Annotated in this window: 17 protein-coding genes; 9 read left to right on the top strand and 8 right to left on the bottom strand. The window is 61.9% G+C overall.

Annotated features, from left to right (window positions below):
- Positions 1–19: 19 nt before the first annotated feature.
- The gene (locus tag HBO23_RS16515) at positions 20–277 is read right to left on the bottom strand and encodes an AMP-binding protein (RefSeq protein WP_099549611.1); all 258 of its coding nucleotides are present in this window, start codon (positions 275–277) and stop codon (positions 20–22) included.
- Between the two features lie 566 nt (positions 278–843).
- Here HBO23_RS16515 and HBO23_RS16510 point away from each other — a divergent pair.
- Complete coding sequence (locus HBO23_RS16510) at positions 844–1,551, top strand: winged helix-turn-helix domain-containing protein (RefSeq protein WP_017137491.1); 708 nt, start codon at positions 844–846, stop codon at positions 1,549–1,551.
- Positions 1,552–2,829, top strand: a complete 1,278-nt coding sequence (locus HBO23_RS16505) for an ATP-binding protein (RefSeq protein WP_017137490.1) — start codon at positions 1,552–1,554, stop codon at positions 2,827–2,829. It begins immediately after the preceding gene.
- Between the two features lie 36 nt (positions 2,830–2,865).
- On the opposite strand, the gene HBO23_RS16500 is transcribed toward HBO23_RS16505, so the two are convergent.
- The 6 genes from HBO23_RS16500 to HBO23_RS16475 form a co-directional block, all read right to left on the bottom strand.
- On the bottom strand, positions 2,866–3,771 hold the full coding sequence (locus HBO23_RS16500) for an HlyD family efflux transporter periplasmic adaptor subunit (RefSeq protein WP_170037731.1): 906 nt from the start codon (positions 3,769–3,771) through the stop codon (positions 2,866–2,868).
- Positions 3,768–4,505 carry an ABC transporter ATP-binding protein gene (locus tag HBO23_RS16495; protein ID WP_099549613.1) on the bottom strand — a complete coding sequence of 246 codons (738 nt, stop codon included), beginning with the start codon at positions 4,503–4,505 and terminating at the stop codon, positions 3,768–3,770. The genes HBO23_RS16500 and HBO23_RS16495 overlap by 4 nt, the downstream gene beginning before the upstream one ends.
- 8 nt (positions 4,506–4,513) lie before the next feature.
- Positions 4,514–5,644 carry an ABC transporter permease gene (locus HBO23_RS16490; RefSeq protein WP_169986306.1) on the bottom strand — a complete coding sequence of 377 codons (1,131 nt, stop codon included), beginning with the start codon at positions 5,642–5,644 and terminating at the stop codon, positions 4,514–4,516.
- Complete coding sequence (locus tag HBO23_RS16485) at positions 5,644–6,975, bottom strand: TolC family protein (RefSeq protein WP_017137486.1); 1,332 nt, start codon at positions 6,973–6,975, stop codon at positions 5,644–5,646. The genes HBO23_RS16490 and HBO23_RS16485 overlap by 1 nt, the downstream gene beginning before the upstream one ends.
- A 292-nt stretch (positions 6,976–7,267) precedes the next feature.
- On the bottom strand, positions 7,268–9,091 hold the full coding sequence (locus HBO23_RS16480; RefSeq protein WP_017137485.1) for a serine hydrolase domain-containing protein: 1,824 nt from the start codon (positions 9,089–9,091) through the stop codon (positions 7,268–7,270).
- Between the two features lie 94 nt (positions 9,092–9,185).
- Positions 9,186–9,674 (bottom strand): GFA family protein, encoded by a 489-nt coding sequence (locus HBO23_RS16475; protein ID WP_017137484.1) that lies wholly within the window; start codon positions 9,672–9,674, stop codon positions 9,186–9,188.
- Between the two features lie 90 nt (positions 9,675–9,764).
- Between HBO23_RS16475 and HBO23_RS16470 the strand changes: the two genes are divergently transcribed.
- From HBO23_RS16470 to HBO23_RS16455, 4 genes are read left to right on the top strand one after another with little or no spacing between them, the layout of a single operon-like run.
- Positions 9,765–10,880 (top strand): AAA family ATPase, encoded by a 1,116-nt coding sequence (locus HBO23_RS16470; RefSeq protein ID WP_170037729.1) that lies wholly within the window; start codon positions 9,765–9,767, stop codon positions 10,878–10,880.
- Positions 10,877–11,323 (top strand): hypothetical protein, encoded by a 447-nt coding sequence (locus HBO23_RS16465; RefSeq protein ID WP_099549617.1) that lies wholly within the window; start codon positions 10,877–10,879, stop codon positions 11,321–11,323. The genes HBO23_RS16470 and HBO23_RS16465 overlap by 4 nt, the downstream gene beginning before the upstream one ends.
- Entirely contained in the window at positions 11,310–13,115 is a 1,806-nt protein-coding gene (locus HBO23_RS16460; RefSeq protein WP_170037727.1) for a hypothetical protein, read from the top strand. The genes HBO23_RS16465 and HBO23_RS16460 overlap by 14 nt, the downstream gene beginning before the upstream one ends.
- Complete coding sequence (locus tag HBO23_RS16455) at positions 13,108–16,002, top strand: bpX6 domain-containing protein (RefSeq protein ID WP_170037725.1); 2,895 nt, start codon at positions 13,108–13,110, stop codon at positions 16,000–16,002. Before HBO23_RS16460 ends, HBO23_RS16455 begins: the two co-directional genes overlap by 8 nt.
- Here the strand turns inward: HBO23_RS16455 and HBO23_RS16450 are convergent.
- On the bottom strand, positions 15,989–16,888 hold the full coding sequence (locus HBO23_RS16450) for a LysR family transcriptional regulator (RefSeq protein WP_017137479.1): 900 nt from the start codon (positions 16,886–16,888) through the stop codon (positions 15,989–15,991). The genes HBO23_RS16455 and HBO23_RS16450 overlap by 14 nt on opposite strands.
- A gap of 293 nt (positions 16,889–17,181) precedes the next feature.
- Between HBO23_RS16450 and HBO23_RS16445 the strand changes: the two genes are divergently transcribed.
- The 3 genes from HBO23_RS16445 to HBO23_RS16435 are packed head-to-tail and all read left to right on the top strand — an operon-like array spanning position 17,182 to position 20,552.
- A complete protein-coding gene (locus HBO23_RS16445; protein ID WP_170037723.1) occupies positions 17,182–18,000 on the top strand; it encodes a MaoC family dehydratase N-terminal domain-containing protein in 819 nt (272 codons plus the stop codon).
- A gap of 28 nt (positions 18,001–18,028) precedes the next feature.
- A complete protein-coding gene (locus HBO23_RS16440) occupies positions 18,029–19,192 on the top strand; it encodes an acyl-CoA dehydrogenase family protein (RefSeq protein WP_099549621.1) in 1,164 nt (387 codons plus the stop codon).
- Between the two features lie 10 nt (positions 19,193–19,202).
- The gene (locus HBO23_RS16435) at positions 19,203–20,552 is read left to right on the top strand and encodes an MmgE/PrpD family protein (protein ID WP_170037721.1); all 1,350 of its coding nucleotides are present in this window, start codon (positions 19,203–19,205) and stop codon (positions 20,550–20,552) included.
- Positions 20,553–20,554 lie beyond the last annotated feature (2 nt).

Genomic DNA, 20,554 nt, shown 5'->3' with positions numbered 1-20,554 from the left:
GTTTCAATCGATCAAAGCGTCAAGTGGGGTGCGTTGCCGCCGTAATTGCGCCCACGCGCAGGACGGCGAGATAAGCGGCAATGAGATCGATGCAGATCGGTGAATACAGGGCGACGCGATCGCCTGGTTGAACACCGCTGGCGACCAGCAGTCGGGCTATTTGTGTCGTTCTTGCTTGAAGCATTCCATAGCTGTAATGGACGGCATCGAGCGCAACAGCGCACTTGTGCGGGTGGCGGGAGGCGTTATGTTCGATGACCTCGTGATACAAAAGCATGGCGTGTACCTGTATTCAATAACACGCTTAAATAAAGACAGAACGGCTGTGTGAGAGCGGTTCGCTAAATTAAATAAAGGCTGTGTTTGAATAAAGCGCTGAGGTAAGCGCCAGGGGTAGCAATCGATAAAAGTTGCGGGTGCACAATATCAACTCCTTTGATATTTATTTTAATTATCTTCCATGACTTTCACCGCCAGGTGTCGCTGAAAAGTGCATGGATAGTTTCATTGGCGTTGTTGGGCTGTCAACGACGGCCGCGTCACTGTTTTGTCACTGTGTCGTGACAATTTAAGGCGTTTACTCAATAAATGTTAGTGTCGAAACTTCCGAAAATGACGTGAGTTATGGCTGTCAGAAAAATCACGATCTTTCTTGGGCAAGGCTGCGAACGCCGCGATTTGATACGTTAAAAACTCCGGGTGAAATGTTAAAAACCTTTAAAAACATGAAGGTTGTTCGAAAGCCCCACAGAAAGGCTTTTTTTGCCGCGCCCAGTACCTTTACAGGCCAGCTTGCCACCTATAATGCTCCCACTTCAATCCGCGCATCCACACTGAGAACTTATGGAAAACCTGGGTCTGGGCAAGGTCCTGCTCGTTGAGGACGATGAAAAGCTGGCAGGGCTGATCGCGCATTTCCTGTCGCAACATGGTTTCGAGGTGCGCGTGGTGCACCGGGGTGATGAAGCCTTGGCGGCGTTTCTCGACTTCAAGCCGAAAATTGTGGTGCTCGACCTGATGCTGCCGGGCCAGAGCGGGCTGCACGTGTGCCGGGGGATTCGCAGCGTGTCCGACACGCCCATCGTCATCCTCACCGCCAAGGAAGACGACCTGGACCACATCCTGGGCCTGGAGTCGGGCGCCGATGACTACGTGATCAAACCGATCAAGCCGCCGGTATTGCTAGCCCGCCTGCGCGCGCTGCAGCGCCGCCAGGTGCCGGAGCCCACGGTGCGCGGTGCGCTGGAGTTCGGCCGCTTGTCGATTGATCGCAGTTGCCGGGGCGTCAGCCTGGGCGGTGAGGCCATCGACCTCACCACCATGGAGTTCGAGTTGCTGTGGCTGCTGGCCAGTCACTCTGGAACCATCCTTTCGCGCGACGACATTCTCAACCGCATGCGCGGTATTGCCTTCGACGGCCTGAACCGCAGTGTCGACGTATACATCAGCAAATTGCGCAGCAAGCTCAATGACAACCCGCGCGAACCGGTGTGCATCAAGACCATCTGGGGCAAGGGATATCTGTTCAATCCGTTTGCGTGGGAGGTTTAGATGCTGCGCCTGTTTCTGCGCCTGTATGTGATCCTGGCGCTGGGGTTGGCCGGGGCAATCTGGCTGGTCAACTACACCTTCGATGAGTTATTGCCCGAGGCCAACGAGGTTTATAACCGTGAAGCCTTGCGCGGGCCGGCCTATGGCCTGGTCGAGCAACTGCGCCCGGTGCAGGGGGCGGCCCGCGATGCGCGCCTGGCTGAGCTGCAACCCCATTATGGTTTGCGCCTCAAGCTGGTGCCGCGCGACACGCTGGCGCTCAATGACCGCGAACAGCAACTGTTGGCGGGCGGCCAACTGGTGGTGCGCGGCGACTTCATGGAGTTCCTGACCACCATTGATGGCGGCCCGCAATTGTTGCAGATCAAGCTGCCGGAAGAGCCCAAATGGTTGTACCTGTGGGCCTATGGCTTCCTGGGGGTGAGCCTGGCCATCGTCCTGTATTTTTGGGTACGCCCGCATTGGCGCGACCTGGAGCATATCCGCCTGGCCGCGCAGCGTTTTGGCGATAACGACCTCGGCTCGCGCATCCTGCTGCCGCGCCGTTCCACCGTGCGTGAGCTGGCCGGGCACTTCAACCAGATGGCCGAGCGCATCGAAAGCCTGATCGCCAACCAGCGTGAACTGACCAACGCGGTGTCCCATGAGTTGCGCACACCGATTGCGCGCTTGTCGTTTGAGCTGGACCAACTCAAGCAACAGGCCGACCCACGCCAGAGCCGCGAATTGATCGCCGATATGTACGCCGACCTTGGCGAACTGGAAGAAATGGTGTCTGAGTTGTTGACCTATGCCAGCCTGGAGCGCGGCGCCACACAGGTCACCCGGGAAAATATCGAAGCGCATAGCTGGCTCGATAGTGTGATCGGCAGTGTGGCCCTGGAAGCTGAAGCCGCGGGTGTGCAGCTCTCGTTGCGCACCTGTGACGTCGACTTTATCCAGATCGAGCCGCGCTTTATGGCGCGCGCAGTGATCAACCTGCTGCGCAATGCCATTCGTTATGCCGAGCGCCGTGTAGAAGTGTCGCTGGTCAAGTTCGGCAATGGTTACGAAGTGCGGGTCAATGATGATGGCCCAGGTGTGCCGATGGAGGGCCGTTCCAAAATCTTCGAACCCTTCCTGCGCCTGGATGCCAGCCGCGATCGCCGCACCGGCGGCTTTGGCTTGGGCCTGGCGTTGGTCAAACGCGTCAGCCAGTGGCATGGCGGGCAGGTTGAAGTGCTGGACTCGGAGTGGGGCGGGGCGTCGTTTCGGATGACGTGGGCGTATGGCGAGTAGGCGGTTGCCGGCGGTCGCGGGCAGCCGCCAAAGGCTTTAAGGTGCCCCGAACCGTACCAGCATGCGCTGGCCCACACGCAGTGACGCAGGTGCAGGTTGTTCGAACGCTACTATGCATTCCACGGTACGCATATTGGCTCGTGCCTGTGGGTCGCCTTCAAGCGTGCTGTTACCCAGCACGGAGCTGATACGCACCACATGACCGGACAGCGACGGTTGGTCGTTGCCGTTTTCGGTCGATATATCGGCTTTCATACCGGCGTGGACCTGCGCAATAAACGACTCGTTGAGCTCGGCTCGCACGATGCGTACCTCGTTCGGCAGCAACACGAAGGCAGGCCCTGACTCCGATGAAACGGTAGCGCCAGGTTGGGTCAGGCGCCGCACGACTTCGGCGTCCGCCGGTGCATAGAGGTTGCGCTGGGTCAGTTCGTAGCGCGCACCGGTGAGTGTTCTTGTGGCGGCTTCGAGGTGTCCTTGGTTTTTTTCAATAGCGTCGCGCAGTTGCTCGGCGGCCTCGCGCGCATCATCGGCACTCTGGCCATCTGCGGCTCCAGCCGCGGCCGCCTTTGACAGGCGCGTGGCTTTCTGGTCGGCAAAGTTGAACTGTCTTTGCAGGTGCCTGGCGTGCACTTGAGCCTGTTGTTGGTCGGCAAGCGCGGCACTTACGGCCAGGCGCGCCTGTTCGCTGTCCAGGGAGGCGAGCAGTTGGCCTTTTTTTACAGAATCACCTTCTTTGACTTTGATCTCGGCCACCACGCCATCGCGGGCAAACTGCAGGTTGAGCAGGCCACCCTCGACATCGACGCGGCCGCGAGCCACTGCCAGGTAAGTCGGCGACGAGGCCGTGGCTTGAGCCGGCGTATCCTCCCGTGAACAGCCGTTTAGGAGCAAACAGGCACTGAACAGGGTCAGCCAAGGGGAGAGGGAGCGGACATTCATACGCAGTGTTCCTGGGGGGCGGCAGGGCTGGCGGGCCGCAGGTGATGGTGGGAGTCGCTGATGATGCGGCCGTCTTCAATGGCCAATACACGGTCGGTGTGGCTGATCAAACGCGGGTCGTGGCTGACGCACAGCACCGTAGTGCCGCGTTCACGGGCGATACGGTGCAAGATATCGATCACGATCTGGCCGTTGGCCGCGTCCAGGGCGCTGGTGGGTTCGTCTGCGAACAGCAACTCGGGCGCCTTCGCCACGGCGCGGGCGATAGCCACCCGTTGTTTTTCTCCCCCGGACAGCGCGGCCGGGCGCAAGGCCATGCGCGAACCGAGGCCTACATCTTCCAGAGCCTGAGTCGCGCGCCTGCGCACTTCCTGCGAAGTGAGCCCGAGGTAACTCAGGGGCAACTCGACCTGTTGCAAGGCCGTCAGCGCCGGGAACAGATTGAAGCCTTGGAATATGAAACCCGTGTGATGCAGTCGAAAATGCTCCAGCGCCCGTGGGGCAAGCGTTCCCAGGCTTTGCCCGAGGGCCTCCACACGGCCTTGGTCGGGTTGCTGCAAGCCGCTGAGAATCGCCAGCAGCGTGCTTTTTCCGCAACCGGATGGCCCCGCGATCAGGGTCAGTTCCGCGGGCCTTATTGCCAGGGTGATGTCGTGCAGTACAGGGGTCATAACCTGGCCTGATACAAATGCCTTGCCGATGCCAGTGGCATGCAGGGTGAAGGATGTGGTCATCGTGGGTTCTATCTCAAAAGGCTTGCTGGGTCGGCATGACGCAATGAGTGCATCGCGGCCAGGCCGGAAACCAGGGCCAGGGTCATGTTCAAGAGCAGGCAGGCCAGGGCTGCGACGGGGGAAAGAGTCATCGGAACGTTGTAGTAATGCGCCAGGGCGAAGAACAGACCGGTCAGCCCAGTGCTGCCCAGCAAGCCCAGGGCGCCCACCCAGAACGCTTGTTCCATCACGACTTTGCGCAGAGACGTGACGCCGACGCCGAGGGCGTTAAGGGTTGCGTATTCGCGGATCGATCCAATCACGGCCGCCACCAGGGTCTGGCTGGTAATCACCGCCCCTACCAGGAACACGATCACTGCCAAAAACAACACACCCGCGCCGGCCCCGGTGTCGAACATCCAATGCATCTGCGAGCGGTAGCTGAACTGCGCTGCGGTCCACACCGCGTATTTGCCGAATGCCGGGCTGCCGTCGATGCGTGCTGCAACCGCGTCCGCCTGACTTGGGTCTCGGACCTTAGCCACCCAGTAGGTTATGCGATCTGTATCGGCGCTCGTATCCAGCTGGCGGGCCGTGGCTAACGATGCAATCACGTTAACCCCACCCAGTGCGCGTAATCCGCTGATGACGCCGACTACATGCACCCGGTGGCCGTTGATAGTGGCCGCGTTTCCAGGATCAAGGCCCAGGCTGTCGAGGTCGGCGCGGTCAACGATGACCGCTCCCGGTTCATTCAGGCGTGCCCGCAACGAGCCGGGCAGTAAGCGGGCGAACATCAAACCTTGTGGGTCTGCGTCGATACCGGAAACAAATACCGAGACTCCACCTGTGTCCTGGGTACCCCGCCAGTCAGCATCCACCCAGCGGTAGGGCTCGACCCTGAGGACATCGGGGTCCATGCGTATACGCATCTCTACACCGGCATCGATCGGTCGACCCAGGTTGACGCTTTGGGTGCCGGGATAGCCCACCCAAAGGTCGGCGCGCGAGCCGGTGACGTACACACTGGCGCTGCTGAAGATACCCAGTACCAACGCGGTCTGAAGCAGTTGCAGCAGCCCTGCGAAGCCCACTGCAATAATCGCTGGCAGGAAGCGCCGCCATTCATGGATCAGCGTCAGGCGTGCAAGCGCAACCATCAGTCAGTCTCCTTATGGCGCGTGGCTGTCTGAGGTGCAGCGCTTGGCAACGGTGCGCCGCCGAGTGCCTTGTAGAGTGCGACGTAGGCAATGGCACGCTCGGTGCCGGCCCGGTCGACTTGTTGCTGCGCATGCAGTGTCTGAACCTGCGCTTCTACCAGGTCCAATGGACTCAAGAGCTTCAACGCTGCCCGTTGTTGCAGTGCGCCAAGCTGGGTTTGCCTGGCGGCATAGGCCTGACGGGACAATTGTTCGCGTGCACGTAATTGCTCCAGGTCACCCAAGGCGTTTTCGACTTCGGCAACCCCCTCCAGCACCGCTTGGCGATACCCGAGGACGGCGGCCTGCAGATGGTGGTCCTTGGCTTTCGCAGCCGCCACGCGCAGGCCCCAGTCGAACAAGGGAATACTGATGCCGGGGCCCGCCGAGAAGATGCTGTTGCCATTGGGGGTATTGTTGCGGTTGCTGGCGATATTGAGCGACCACTGCAGTGAGGTGCCGAAGCTGATGTGCGGGTAAATATCGGCCTGGCTCATGCCCAGCTCACCGGCGGCGATAATCACCGAGGCTTCGGCGCCGGCAATTTCCGGGCGGGTGCGCAACAGGTCTGTGGGAACGCTATTGAGCTGCCAGTCACCGAGCGTCGGTAGCCGCCCCGGTTGCAGCCAAAGAGGGTCGGGCGCGCTCTGGCCCAACAATAATGCCAATTGCTGCGCGCTGCGGTTTGTCCGCTGGTGCACGCGCGTCAGCGCCATTTCAGCGAGGGCCAGTTCAGCCTGTGCAGCGGCAACGTCTGCGCAGGAGGCCAGTGCGAGCTGTTCCCGGGCGCGCAGCCGTGCCAGTTTTCCATGGCCAACTTCGCGCAGGGTTGCAAGGGTCTGCTCCGTTTGTTGGGCTGCTCGCAATTCGATCCAGCGCCGGCTGACTTCAGCCACCAATGAAACTTGTAGGGTGCGCAGGTTGTTATCCGCCAATGCCTGGTTCCCTTGGGCGAGGCGCTCGGCACTTTGTTGCATGCCAAACAATGGCAACTCCCAGACCGAATCGAAGCCGATCAGGAAATAAGAAGTACTGGTATCAGGGCTGACGGCATCCTTGGTTTTTATACTCAGCGAGGGCAGGTAAGGGGACTGCGCGTGCTGGCTCATAATCCGGATGGCGCGCAAGCGCTCCACCGCTACGGCGACGTTCAGGTTGTTTTGCAGTGCACGATCCACCAACGCATTGAGCTGGGGGTCGTTGAATGCATGCCACCATTGGTTCAGGTCGGGTTGGGGCGGCGCAAGAGAAGGTTGGACGTTGCGCCATTGCTCCGGTGTAGACGGTTTCAATACCGGCAGGGGGGCTGTTGAGCATCCTGCAAGCGCCATTGACACTAACGAGAGTGCGCATAGCGATCGAAAGGCATGCGATCGGTTAAGAGGCTTGATGGTCGTTCCCCGGTTAAATACGGATACTGCGGTATTCATGCGATGGGCGCGTTGGTCGGCGCGCCAATGCACGATGTCACTGATCGGTTGATATTGAATGAAGCGTTCGAGCACCAACGTAGCGGCAGGGGGTGTTCAGTTCTGTTGGTAAATTGTATTGGTGCGCAATGATGGCTTTTGCTTCAGCCCAGGTTCAGAAACTCAAGGGTTTATCTCGCGATTGCGTGCGTTTGAAGGAGTAACCCGAAGCGCTGAGTCCGTTTACCTGGCGGCTTACCGTGTCGCCCAGGCCGTAGCCGTTGCCGGCCAGCACCGCGTGGGCGTTGTCGACGGGAAGCAGGATGTAGTCGGTGAGCGGCTCGTTGTGCAATTGGCCGCGAATCACCAGAAAGCCTTCTTCCAGGCGCACGCTGATACCGCTCAACGGCGCGTCGGGTTCGTGGGTGTTAAGCACCTGGTAGGTGCCGATGGTGTTGGCCCACGCCAGCGGCAGCGGCGGCGGGTCGATGCGCTCGCCGATGGCCAGGCGTTGGCCATGGCTGCGGGCCGTGAGTACTTGGCGGCCCTGCACCGTGACCACGTCCAGCTGCACGCGGCCCAGCTCACCCAAGTCCTTGAGCCAAAAGCCAAGGACTTTTTTCTGCGCGCGCAGCCAGCCGTGTTCGTCGCGCAACAACTCGAAGTCAAACCCGGCCAGCTCACCGCTCAGTCGATCGCCCTCATCCTTGACCCGGAATACGCCCCAGGCCGTGGCATAAAACCCGGCCAGGCGCTTTCGGTCGACGGCGGCGGGCACCTGGCGCAACTTGAGCCCATGGCTGGGCGCCTGGCAGTCGTCGGCGCACACGGACTGCCCGGTTTGCGCCTGGAACATCAGGCGCAGGGTCTCGGTGGCCAGGCGCGCGACCAGTTCTTCGGCGTTGCTGTCATTGGCCATGATGATCACCGCCAACTGCTGGTCTGGCAGTACGCTCAGCTGCGCGGCAAAATCATCGCCGCCGCCACTGTGCTGGTAAGTGCGCACGCCGGGGGCGACGGGTTCATCGCCGCAGGGCGCCAGGAACCAGCCCAGGCCCATCTGGCAATCGAAGTCCAGGGCATTGCCGGTGTTTTGCTGGGTGAACATCTGATCAATCGACGGGCTCTCAAGCACACGGTTGCCCTTATAGAGACCGTGGGCAAACAGCATCTGCACATAATGGCTAAGGTCTTTGGGGCTGGCCCACAAGCCGCCGGCGGCAAGGTCACGCACCTGTGCATCGGTACTTGCCACGCCGTCTTCGTAGCCCAGGGCGCGAAAGCTCAATTGCGTGCCGGTGCCGACAAAACTCGACTGGTTCATCTCCAGGGGCTTGAGCAGGCGGCTTTGCAGTTGGGCTTCAAAACTCTTGCCGCTGCTGCGCTCGATGGCCGCACCGACCAGCGAATAACCGAGGTTGGAATACGCCACCTGCGAGCCCGGCGGGCTGCTCAGCCATACACCCGACACCCGCATCGGCATCTGGCCCATGGCGTAGGTGCTGCGCACGTCGCGCAGGTGCTCGCTGGGCAAGCCGGATTGATGGCTGAGCAGGCGGCGCAGGGTGATGTCGCGGTCGGCGGCGGCCTGGTCAGTGTGAAAGCGCGAACGCACGTAGAATTCGCGCAAGGTCTGCTGGATCGGCGCGTCGAGGGCCAGGCGCTGTTGGTCGACCAACTGCATGGCCGCTGTGGCCGTCAGTAACTTGGAAATGCCGCCGGCGCGAAACGCCGTGTTGGCGGTCACCGGCACACCCTGGGCCTTGTCGGCCAGGCCAAAGCCGCGCGCCCAGATCAGCTCCTGGCCATTGACCAGCGCAATCGACAAACCGGGCACATTCTCGCGGGCCAGGTCCTTGGGGATGCGCGCTTGCAGGTAACGGATGATCGCGCCGTAATCGCCCTTGGGAATCGCGGGCGGGGCAGGCGGCTGCACGTGGCAGCCGAGCGTGCCGAGCAGGCAACCCCATAACGGAATACCGCGCAATGTGCGAAACATGAAGAGCACCCGAATGGTGGTTTGGATGCTCGAATGCTAAGGCGATGCTGGCCAACAATCTTTGAGAGCTTTGTCGAGAAACTGTCAAAGAGTGTTAACGCGCGAGCCCCAAACGCTCATGCCACTGGGCGATAGATTCTTCGGGGTACTCGTCGAACTGCAAATCGCCTTTGTGCACACTGACTTCGACCCACGGCACCTTCGAGCCGAGCATCAGGTGCGTGTGCTCGGGCGGCACCGGCAATGGCGTGTCGATGGCTGAAGCAAACGGGTGAATCAGCTCTGGCCATTCGGGGCTGAACAGCCACAAGGCGCTGCCGCATTGCGAGCAAAAATGCCGTTCGGCAGTGCTCGCATGCGCGCGGCTGGCGCCTTCGGGCTTGAGCCTGGCGTGGTAGACCGAGATCAGCTTGCGCCCGCGTACCTTCAAACTCTTGGCGTCGCCGCCCAGGTTGATCGCATAACCGCCGCCGCCTTGGGTCTTGCGGCAGATCGAGCAATAGCAACGCTGGTACGGGTAGGGATGCTGGCTGTTCAGGCTGAATGTTACGGCGCCGCAATGGCAGGATCCTTCGAGTTGCATGGGCTGGCTCCTCTAAGAGTGTGTAACAACACTTTGCTAATACCTTAGCCTCAGGCAAGATTCTCTGCTTTGGTTTCAGGGAAGACACCCATGATTGCTCAGTTGCAAAGCGCTGCCACGCAAATCCGCCACGCTGTGCGCAAGGCGACCGAAGGATTGATCGGGCGCGAGCAATTGGCCGAGCTGATTGTGCTGGCGGCGGTCGCCCAAGAGCACATTCTGGTGATCGGCCCGCCTGGCACGGCCAAGAGCGCCGTGGTACGCCGTGTGGCGCAGTCCATGGGTGGGCGTTACTTCGAATACTTGCTGGGGCGCTTCACTGAGCCGTCGGAGCTTTTTGGTGCCGTAGACCTGAAGAAATTGCGTGAAGGCACGGTGGAAACCGACGTCAGCGGCATGCTGCCAGAGGCCGATATCGTGTTTCTCGATGAAGTCTTCCTGGGCTCGACCGCCATTCTCAATACCTTGCTGGGCGTGCTCAACGAGCGTCGCTTTCGCCGGGGTCATACTCAAATTCAATGTCCGCTGCGTGTGTGTGTCGGCGCGGCCAACGGTTTGCCGGACGATGAGGCACTGGCGGCGTTTGGCGACCGCTTCCTGTTGCACCTGTTCGTCGATTCGGTGCCGGACAATCAACTGGAAGCCATGCTGGCGGGCGGTTGGCAGTCGGAGCAGCGCCCGGTGCAACAGTTACTGGGTCTGGCCCAGTTGGATACGCTGAGCCAAGCCCTGAAAAACGTCGACCTGGGCGCGGTGCGTCCAGCCCTGGCCCAGGCGATTCGGCGCCTGCGCGAAGCCGGCATAGCGTTATCGGACCGCCGTATCGTCAAGTCTCAACGGCTGATCGCGGCCGCCGCGTTGCTGGGCGGGCGGCTGGAAGCCAGCGACGCGGATCTATGGCCCCTGCTGTATGTGCTGCCCACTAAAGAGACTCAGCAGCATGGCCGCGAGGTGCTGCGCGACCTGTTTGCCGCGTCCAGCAACAGCCATTTGTTCAGTGCGGTCGAAGAGGCCACCTTGCAACCGATGTCGCGCTTGAATCGCTTGCTGGAAACTGCGCAAGACTACCTGGCCCGCAGCGAGCCGCCCGACAGCCCGGTCCTCGAAGGGCTGCTGCGCGAGATCGACGCCAACTTCAATAGCGAGACAATGCCGGAAACCTTGCAGCAGGTACGCGGGCAACTGTCCCGAATGCTGACGCCATGAGTGCAGACCACTACGCCTGGACCTGGCGCCCAAGGCCGGTGCCTGCCGAGCCACAAGCAGCCGTCGGATGGGGCGACGCCGCGCGCCGCTTGCTTGCGCGCTTGCTGCTGCTCGCAGATGAACAGGCTGCCCGCTTGCACGCTACCGCCAATGGCGATGTATTGGTCGTCACTGGGGCGGTGGCGGATTTGCCGTGGGTCGACGGTGTCGAATACGCCGCAGTACACCCCGGCGCGCCTGGCGTATGGCTGCCCACCAGTTGGGAGCCGACAGTGCCGGTAGACTTGCTCGGCCAGACGCTGTCGGCACGTTTCAAGCGCTCGCCCTTGCTGTTGTGGCGCGAACCGCAAGTTGTAGTGCCGTTGGATCGCCTGTTGCCGGTGACGGTTGAACACCTTCAGCGCATCGCGACGAATTGGGGCACCCGCCATGCAACTGCCTGAAGCCTTGCAACCCTGGCGCCAGTGGCTGGAGTGGTTTGCGCCGCAGCACCTGCCGCTGTTCGCCGACTTGCTTGGGCGGCTTAACCCGGTGCTGGGGCCACTGCGCGGTAGGCAGCAAGGCGGGGTGCCTGAGCCGGATGGCGTGGGCGATCTGCAACGCCGTGGGCCTTACGAGCGCCTGCTTTCCAGCGAATGGCTGCTGGCCGATGAAGTGCCGGATGAGTTTATGCGCAGGGCTGTCGGCGGCGAGCATATGTTCCTGGCGCCGCAGTACCGCGCCCGTGAAGCCAACCGCCTGATTGTCGTGCTGTTCGACGCCGGCCCGTTGCAATGGGGCGCCGCGCGGCTGGTGCATATCGCCTTGCTGATGCTGCTGGCCCGGCGTGCCGAGGAGGCAGGGGCGCAGTTGCGTTGGGGGATCCTGCAAGGCGCGCCGCTGCTGCATGAGTTCGATAGCGCGGGGCAGCTCAAGCAACTGCTCAGGGCGCGCACCTATGAAAGTGTCGCCCCGGCGCACTGGCAAGCCTGGCAGGAATGGCTGGCCACGCAGGGTGAGACGTTGGGTGAGTGCTGGACAGTCGGGCAACGCTTGCCCAAGGACACGACCAAGACCTGTACGCACCGGGTGCAGGTGCAGCGCAGCCTGGATGGGCACAGCCTGTCATTCGAGTTGCAAGCCGGTTCTGTGCGGCGCGTGCTGTTGCCTATGCCGGATGAGGCGCACGCGGTGCAACTGCTCAAAGGCCAGTTCGACGATGAAGTCCAGGCGCCGCCGCCGAATCTCGCACGTGCGGTGCCACGCGTAGCCTTGACCTTGCCGCCGGTAATCTCCAGCGCCGGTAACTATGTGGCGCTGCGCCTGCTCGATGAGGCGGGCATGGTGGTGATCAAGCTGCCGCACAAAAACCAGAAAAAGTCGCTGGAGGTTCGACGCCGTCTGTGGGGCAAGCATCAGCGCGTATTGAGCACCACCTTTCACCACCGCAGCCTCGGTGCCGTGTTGAGCGACAACGACAGCCTGACGTTCTGGAACATTCCCGGTATGCCCACCGTCGACAAGCCCGCCCGTGAACAGCTGCAACTGCCACCGGGCACCGCGACGTTCCTGCCGAGTGTCTGGCTGCACAGTCAGAACGCCGTGCGTGTGTACTTGCTCGACAGCCAGGGGCGGCTTGCCTATTGGAAGTCGCGTCAACTTTGCCAGGTGGCGGATGACGTGATGAGCCTGTTGCAGGTCGACCCCTTGACCATCGCTTATGCGCGCAGAGAAGGCGGGCAGATTGTCGCGTATTCCGGGTCTGCTGACGGTTTACGCGCCAATGGTCATGCGGTCGGCTCGGCAGCGGGCGTCAGCCAGGTATTGTTGGCTGCCAACTTTTACTGGCGCCAGTACTGCGGTGGTTGCGCGCTGCTGACCACCGAGGACGGCTACCAGAGTTGGCGCCTGGTGACCCATGAAAGCTTTCCGGCGAAACACGAACAGATCGACTTGGCGCCCGGTTGGAAAGCCATCGGCCTGCACTATACGTACGCCCAACGGCCGGCTTACTCACTGGTGCTGCTGGGGCCGAACCAGCACAGCGTCGGGCTGTACGCCGAGGGGCAACAGCGCACGTTGTTCACCACCTCGGCGCCAATTGCCCGCGCGAGCTTTTGCCCCATGAGCGGCTTGATCGCCGTACTGACCACTGACCGCGAATTACTGGTTTACTCGGTTTGCGAGCGCTCCATGCGTTTGCAAGTGATGTGCAACCAGGCTCCGCAGCTCACCCAGGAAGCTGCCAATGCATGAGCCAGAACGGATGCTGATTCGCCGCCCGGTACTCACCGGGCACCAACAGATTGACGGCCTATGGTTTGCCGCCGAGCGTTTTGATGAGAGCGAGCGCAGGCGCCTGATCCTCAAGTATTGGCAAGTCGACGCGCGTGCCTACCGTTTTGCCGACGGCGACTTGCTGCAGTTCCACACACCTTGCCCGGTACACTGCGAAAGCCTGCACGGCTGGCCGCTGATCCGCCAGGGCCTGGGCTTGTCGTCTGCCGCGCTGCACCCTGAGGAATTGCGCGGGCTGCCCGTTGCCGACTTGTGGCTGGTGCGCGGCAGCCAGATCCATGCATTGCAGTTGCGCGATGCACACGTGCTGACGCCTGGGCTGTGGCTCGACATCAGTACCTACACGCTGCTCGACACCTTTGACTGCCATACCCCGTTGCCGGCAACGCTGCCGGAGGCGGTGGTCACCGACCTGCGTGAAATCCTCGGTGGGCCACTGGAGCCCGTCAGCCCGGAGCGCGAAGCAATCATGCAAGCACTGCTGGAGCGCCCGCGTCACACGTCGAGTAAAGGGCCTGGCGCCAGCGCGGCGTCTGCGCAAAACAACGCAAACAGCGCCCGCGAAGTCTCTTCCCCGGTGCTGAAAATCGTGATCGGCCTGGTACTGCTGGGTGGGCTGGTCCGCCTCTTCGGCCAGAGCGAGCCCGCCGCGCTGTTGGCCGAGCACACACAGTCCTTCGGCGGCATGCTCCTGGGCGCCGTGATCTGGATGGTGGTGATCACCGCGTTGTTGTACGGGTTGAACCGCTTCCTGCACCGTGGCGCGTCTGCCCCCGCCCAAGCGGCGCCCCGGCCGGTGGCTCGCGCACCCGCTAACCCAGGCATCGCTGCGCGTGCCACCCCGCGCAGTTATAAACCTGCCGCGTGGCGCCGTTTGTTGACCCGGCTGACCCAGCATTCCCAGCTGTCCAAACTGTATGGCAAACGCCAGGCCGCCTACATGCAGCGCATGTTGGAGATGTTCGAAGACGGCAATTTCGAAGAAGCCTTGCGCCACGCGATCCCCTTGAACGGCGCTGCCTCCAGCGGTGAACAGAGCTTTGGTACGCCACAGCGCCGCGAGGATTTGAGCCTCAGCCAAAAGGCTGGCCCCGCGCGCTCGATGCTGTTTGAAGACGACTTGACCGAGCATTTGCGCCAGGTGTATCGCCAGACTTTTGAACGCCTGGACCGTGCCGGTCGTATCGAGGAAGCGGTGTTTGTCCTTGCCGAATTGCTCAAGGAGCATCAGCAAGCTCTCGATTACCTGGAGAAACACGCGCGCTATCAGCAGGCCGCTGACCTGGCCCTGGCGTGGGACATGCCGCCTGCGGTGATCGTGCGCTTGCTGTGCCTGGCCGAGCAGTGGCAGCGCGCCGTGCTGGTGGCGCGGCGCGACAATGCGTTTGCTGACGCCGTGGTGATGCTCCAGGCCAAGTCGCCGGAAGCCGCCGACCGCTTGCGCCTGGAATGGGCCGAGTCGTTGATCGCCAAAGGCCTGTGGTTGCAAGCCGTCGATGTTATTTGGAGCCTGCCTGCAGAGCGCCCACGCGCCGCGCAATGGCTGCTCAACGCCGAGGCTGCCGGCGGGCGCTTGGGCATTGAGGCGCTGGTTAAACGCGCGGTCCTGTTGCCCGAAACGCTGCACGCTTACGGGCCGTGGGTCGAGCAATTGCGTGACGACCCCGCGCGCGCCGGGGAACGCGCCGCCCTGGCGCAGGCGTTGTTGCAACACAAGGCACACACCACCGCCTTGGCCTGGCTGGCAGGTGCCACTGTGCACGCGATTCTGGCCGATCAATTCAGCGATCAAGGCCAACTGACCCATAACCAGTTACAAGCGCTGGTCAAGATGAGTCGCGATAAAGCGCTTCAGGCGGACTTGCCGGGCCAAGCCCTGAAGCGTACGCCTGTGGTCTCACTGGAGCACTTGGGCGACACCCGCAAGTGGGCTGCGCCGGCGGCTGGCAGCCGGCCGATTTTCGACGCGGCGCCGCTGGAAGACCAGCGTTACCTGGTGGCGCTGGGCGAGTCGGGTGTGATGGTGGTGGATGCGGCGGGCACAACGTTGTTTCACTTTGCTGTACCGGCGCAGAAAATCGTGATTGCCCATAGCCGACAGGTTGCGTTGGTGCTGATCTGGCGGGGGAATGTATGGCGCGTGAGCAAACTGGACCTGGTCAATCGTGTCGCCAAAGACCTCGGTATGCTGGCCATGGATGTCTTTGCACACGCGTTTGATGGCAGCAACTGGACCATCGGCAAAGGCCCGCAGTTGCGCGTGGTGGATGTTGACCGTGGCTTTGAAACGCTCTGGCATGTGAGTGATCTACCGGAGTCGGTGCGTGCCATCAAGGTGGATGAACACAATGAATACCTGTGGCTGTCGGCGCCGGGCGGGTGCCTGATGCTGTGGCATTATCGTCTGCCGGAGCGGCGTTTGGTCAGCCGCGAAAGCGCGTTTGACATCGTCGCGACGGACTTCCAGGTTCCCAGTGCCACCGCTGAATCGGCGCAGTATCGGATCAAGCACGACTATGGAACACCCACGCTGATACTGAAGCAGCACGGGGTTCGAAAGCGCTACCGGCTGCCTGGCAACTTACCGGAAGAAGAATGGGATGAGTCCGTCAGCCCGTTTCTATTTGAGGACTGGTTGCTGATCAGTTATCGGGTTGAGGAGCACGACACCTGCTGGCACGTGATCCACCGTGCCAGCGATCGGCTTTGCGTCACGTTGCACTGGCCGCAATCGCCGGCCCAGCTTCGCCGCCTCGGGTCTGATCTGTTGCTGTTCGATGGGCAGGGCCGGCTGAGCCATATCAATATTGATAACGCCAGCCAGCGCAACATCAGCCTGCACTGAGTGTGTCCGGCATCAAGGTGGCGATCAACGCCCGAATGGTGCCGGGCAATGCCTCAAGCTCGCGCACCAGGATACTGCGTTCGCGAATCGCCCATGGCTCATCGAGCTTCACCGTCACCAACTGCATGGTCCTGCTGTGCCGCACGGCGGCGGATTCGGGAATGATGCCGATGCCCACGCCGGCCTCGACCATTCGGCAGATCGCTTCGAAGCTCGACACCTGAATGCGCAGCGACAACTGCTTGCCCAGGCGATCGACGTGTTCACGCAAAAAACTCAATAACGTGCTGCCTTCGTGCAGGCCGATGTGCTGGTAGGCCAGGGTTTGCTCCAGCGTCACCGAAGACTGGTCGGCCAATGGGTGGCCCACGGGCACCATCAAGACCAATTCATCGGTGCTGAAGTGCAACACCTGCAAACCTGCCGCTTCTACCGGCCCGGCAATGATGCCCATGTCGCTGGTGCCATCAAGCACGCCACGTACGATGTCGCGGGATAAACGCTCCTGCAGGTCGACGGTCACGCCCGGGCGCTGGGACAGGAAGCCCGCCAGCACCTCCGGCAGAAACTCGGTCACCGCCGTGGTGTTGGCGAAGATGCGGATATGCCCGGCCGAATCCACGCCGTATTGGGTGAACTCGCTTTTTAGGTAGTCCACCTGGCGCATGATCAGGCGCGCATGGTGCAGCAGCCGTTCGCCCGCCGGGGTGATCTCCACGCCACGGCTGTCGCGGTACAGCAGGCGCGTATCCAACTGGCCTTCCAGCGCCTTGATCCGCGCACTGGCAGCGGCCGGCGAGAGGAACGCACGCTTGGCGCCCTGGGTGAGGCTGGGGGATTCGGCGATGTGGATAAACAGGCGCAGGTCGGCGAGATCGAAATGCATGCAAACCCCTATTTTGGCAACGGTGAGGTTCAAGTGTGGGAGCTGGCTTGTTGTGGCGAGCAAGCTTGCTTGCGCTGGGGTGCGAAGCGCCCCCCAAAAACCGGAGACTGCTGCGCAGTCAACGGGAGCAAGCTCCCTCGCCACAACAAGCCAGCTCCCACAGGGGATGGAGTGGTACTCATGGCTAGCGTTCAGCATAACCGAACGCTGGTTTATTGAAATGCAAATTCTCAGAACGGGCAGGCGCTTGCATGATCCGGGGCAGACACTCACTGCCCGAGGACCTGCACCCAATGAGCGCCACTGACTGGATCGGCCGAAGCGAGACCGCCAACGACCACCTGAGCCTTAACCTGCTCAAACGCATTGCCGCTACTTTTGGCGAAGCTGTGCCGGAACAGGGCGCCGATTTGCCGCCGCTGTGGCAGTGGTGTTTTTTCCAGGACCCGCTGCCGGAGTCGGCCTTGGGCACCGACGGCCACCCGGCCCGTGGCGGGTTCCTGCCGCCCGCTGATAACCGCAATCGCATGTGGGCCGGTGGGCGCATCGAATTCGTGCATGCCTTGCGCGCGGGTGAGGCGGCGACCCGCGTGTCGACCATCACCCAGGTCGAAGAAAAGACCGGGCGAACCGGCTCGCTGTTGTTTGTCACCGTGCGTCATGACTATTCCCAGGACGGTCGCCTGGCGATCCGAGAAGAACAGGACATCGTTTACCGCGAACCGACGCCGCCCAAACAGGGCAGTGGCGACGCCTTGCCCGAAGGCGAATGGCAGGCATCGATCAGCCCCACGCCAACCCTGCTGTTTCGTTACAGCGCCGTGACCTTCAACGGCCACCGCATCCACTACGACTACCCGTATGTCACCGACACCGAAGGCTATTCAGGCCTGGTGGTGCACGGCCCGCTGATCGCTACCTTGAGCCTGTGCGCGTTTTGCCGCGCCCATCCCGACGCGACCCTGCGCCGTTTTGCCTATCGCGGTGTTCGCCCACTGATTGCACCGCAGCCATTTGTGGTCGGTGGGCGCGTGACCGAAACCGGTGTGGCGCAGTTGTGGGCGGGCAACGCCGGTGGCCTGGCGCAGACCGCTCAGGTCCACTTCGAATAATCCAGGAACAACAGGCGGAGAGCCGTTAATGAACCCCAATGACAACGAAGAACTCAATGCCATCCGTGAAGGCGTGCGCGCCTTGTGCGCCGAGTTCGACGCGGCGTACTGGCGCAGGATCGACGAACAAAAAGGCTTCCCCGAAACCTTTGTCAAAGCCCTGACCGACGCCGGCTGGCTGTCGGCGATGATCCCTGAAGAATACGGCGGCTCTGGCCTGGGCCTGGCCGAAGCCTCGGTGATCCTCGAAGAAGTCAACCGTTGCGGTGGTAACTCCGGCACCGTGCACGGCCAGATGTACAACATGTTCACCTTGCTGCGCCACGGCAGCGAAGCGCAAAAAAGCTTCTACCTGCCCAAGCTCGCCAGCGGCGAATTGCGCCTGCAATCGATGGGTGTGACCGAGCCCACCACCGGCACCGACACCACCAAAATCAAAACCACGGCGATCAAGCGTGGTGACAAATATGTGATCAATGGCCAGAAGGTCTGGATCTCGCGCATCCAGCATTCCGACTTGATGATTCTGCTGGCGCGCACCACGCCGCTGGCCGAGGTGAAGAAGAAGTCTGAAGGCATGTCGATCTTCCTGGTCGACCTGCGCGAAGCCATCGGCAACGGCCTGACCGTGCAGCCCATCGCCAATATGGTCAACCACGAAACCAACGAACTGTTTTTCGACAACCTGGAGCTACCCCTCGACAGCCTGATCGGCGAGGAGGGCAAAGGCTTTAAATACATCCTCGACGGCCTCAACGCCGAACGCACCCTGATCGCCGCCGAGTGCATCGGCGACGGTCGCTGGTTTATCGAAAAGGCCAGTGCCTACGCCCGCGACCGCGTGGTGTTTGGCCGCCCGATCGGGCAGAACCAGGGTGTGCAGTTCCCGATTGCCGAGGCGCATATCGAAATCGAAGCGGCGGACCTGATGCGCTGGCGTGCCTGCGAAGAATACGACAGCGGCAAGAATGCCGGGGCCAGCGCCAACATGGCCAAGTACCTGGCTGCCAAGGCGTCCTGGGAAGCGGCCAACGCCTGCCTGCAAACCCACGGCGGTTTCGGCTTTGCCTGTGAGTACGACGTAGAGCGCAAATTCCGCGAAACACGCCTGTACCAGGTTGCGCCGATCTCCACCAACCTGATCCTGTCCTACGTGGCCGAGCACCTGCTCGAACTGCCACGCAGTTTCTGAGGGCCTGAGCATGAGCCATACCCAAACGCTGTGCCGGTTCCTTGCGGACCTGAACTACGAACAATTGCCGGAAAAGGTACTGGCACGCACCGAAGATCTGTATCTGGATTGGTTGGCCTCGGCGCTGGCAAGCAAGGGCGCGCACCCGATCCCGTTGTTTGAACGCTATGCACAAAAAATGGGACCCCACAGCGGTCCCGCCCAGGTGATCGTCAATGGCAGCACCACCAGCGCGTATTTTGCGGCGCTGGTGAACGCCGCATCCTCACACTTGGTGGAGCAGGATGACCTGCACAACAGCTCGGTGCTGCACCCCGCGACCGTGGTGTTTCCGGCCGCGCTGGCTGCCGCCCAGGACCTCGGCAAATCCGGCCGTGAATTGCTGCTGGCCTCGGTGGCCGGTTATGAAGCCGGAATTCGCATCGGCGAATTCATGGGCCGGTCCCACTACCGCATCTTCCACACCACAGCCACCGTCGGCACCCTGGCGGCGGCGGTGGCCGTGGGCAAACTGCTGGACTTTAACCAGGAACAGTTCATCACCCTGCTCGGCAGCGCCGGCACCCAGGCCGCCGGGCTGTGGGAGTTTTTGCGCGATGCCGCCGACTCCAAGCAACTGCACACCGCCAAGGCGGCGGCGGATGGCTTGCTCGCGGCGTATTTGACGGCGGACGGGCTCACCGGCGCACGCAATATTCTGGAAGGCGATCAAGGCTTGGCAGCAGGCATGTCCAGTGATGCCGAGCCTCGCAAGTTATCGGCCGACCTTGGCAGCCGCTGGGCGCTGCTGGAAACCTCGTTCAAGTTCCACGCCTCGTGCCGTCACACCCATCCGGCCGCCGATGCGCTGCTGGATCTGATGCAGCGCGAAGGGCTGTGCGCTGCAGATATCGCTACGGTTGAAACGCGTGTCCATCAAGGTGCCATCGACGTGCTGGGCCGCGTGACCACGCCTGCCACTGTGCACCAGGCCAAATTCTCCATGGGCACCGTGCTCGGCCTGATCGCCGTGCACGGTAAAGCCGGGCTCACCGAGTTCCACGAACGAGCGCTGACCGACCCCGCCGTCTCGGCTTTCCGCGACAAGGTCAGCATGACCCTCGACGCAGAAGTTGACGGCGCCTACCCGCAGCGCTGGCTGGGCCGCGTCACCGTCACCACGCTCGATGGCCGCACGCTGCAAGGCGCCATCGATGAACCCAAGGGCGACCCTGGTAACACCCTGAGTCGGGTGGAGCTCGCGGATAAATTCCGGCGCCTTACCCAATTCAGCGGCGCGCACACACCCGCGCAGGCCAATGCACTGATCGAGAAGGTCTGGAACCTGCGCAGTGCAGCGTCCATGGCCCACTGGCTTTGAGG

This window comes from Pseudomonas sp. WS 5532 (assembly GCF_012985445.1).
GTDB lineage: Bacteria > Pseudomonadota > Gammaproteobacteria > Pseudomonadales > Pseudomonadaceae > Aquipseudomonas > Aquipseudomonas edaphica.
Note: the sequence above shows the minus strand (reverse complement) of the source record. Positions and strands in the feature narration are given on the sequence as shown.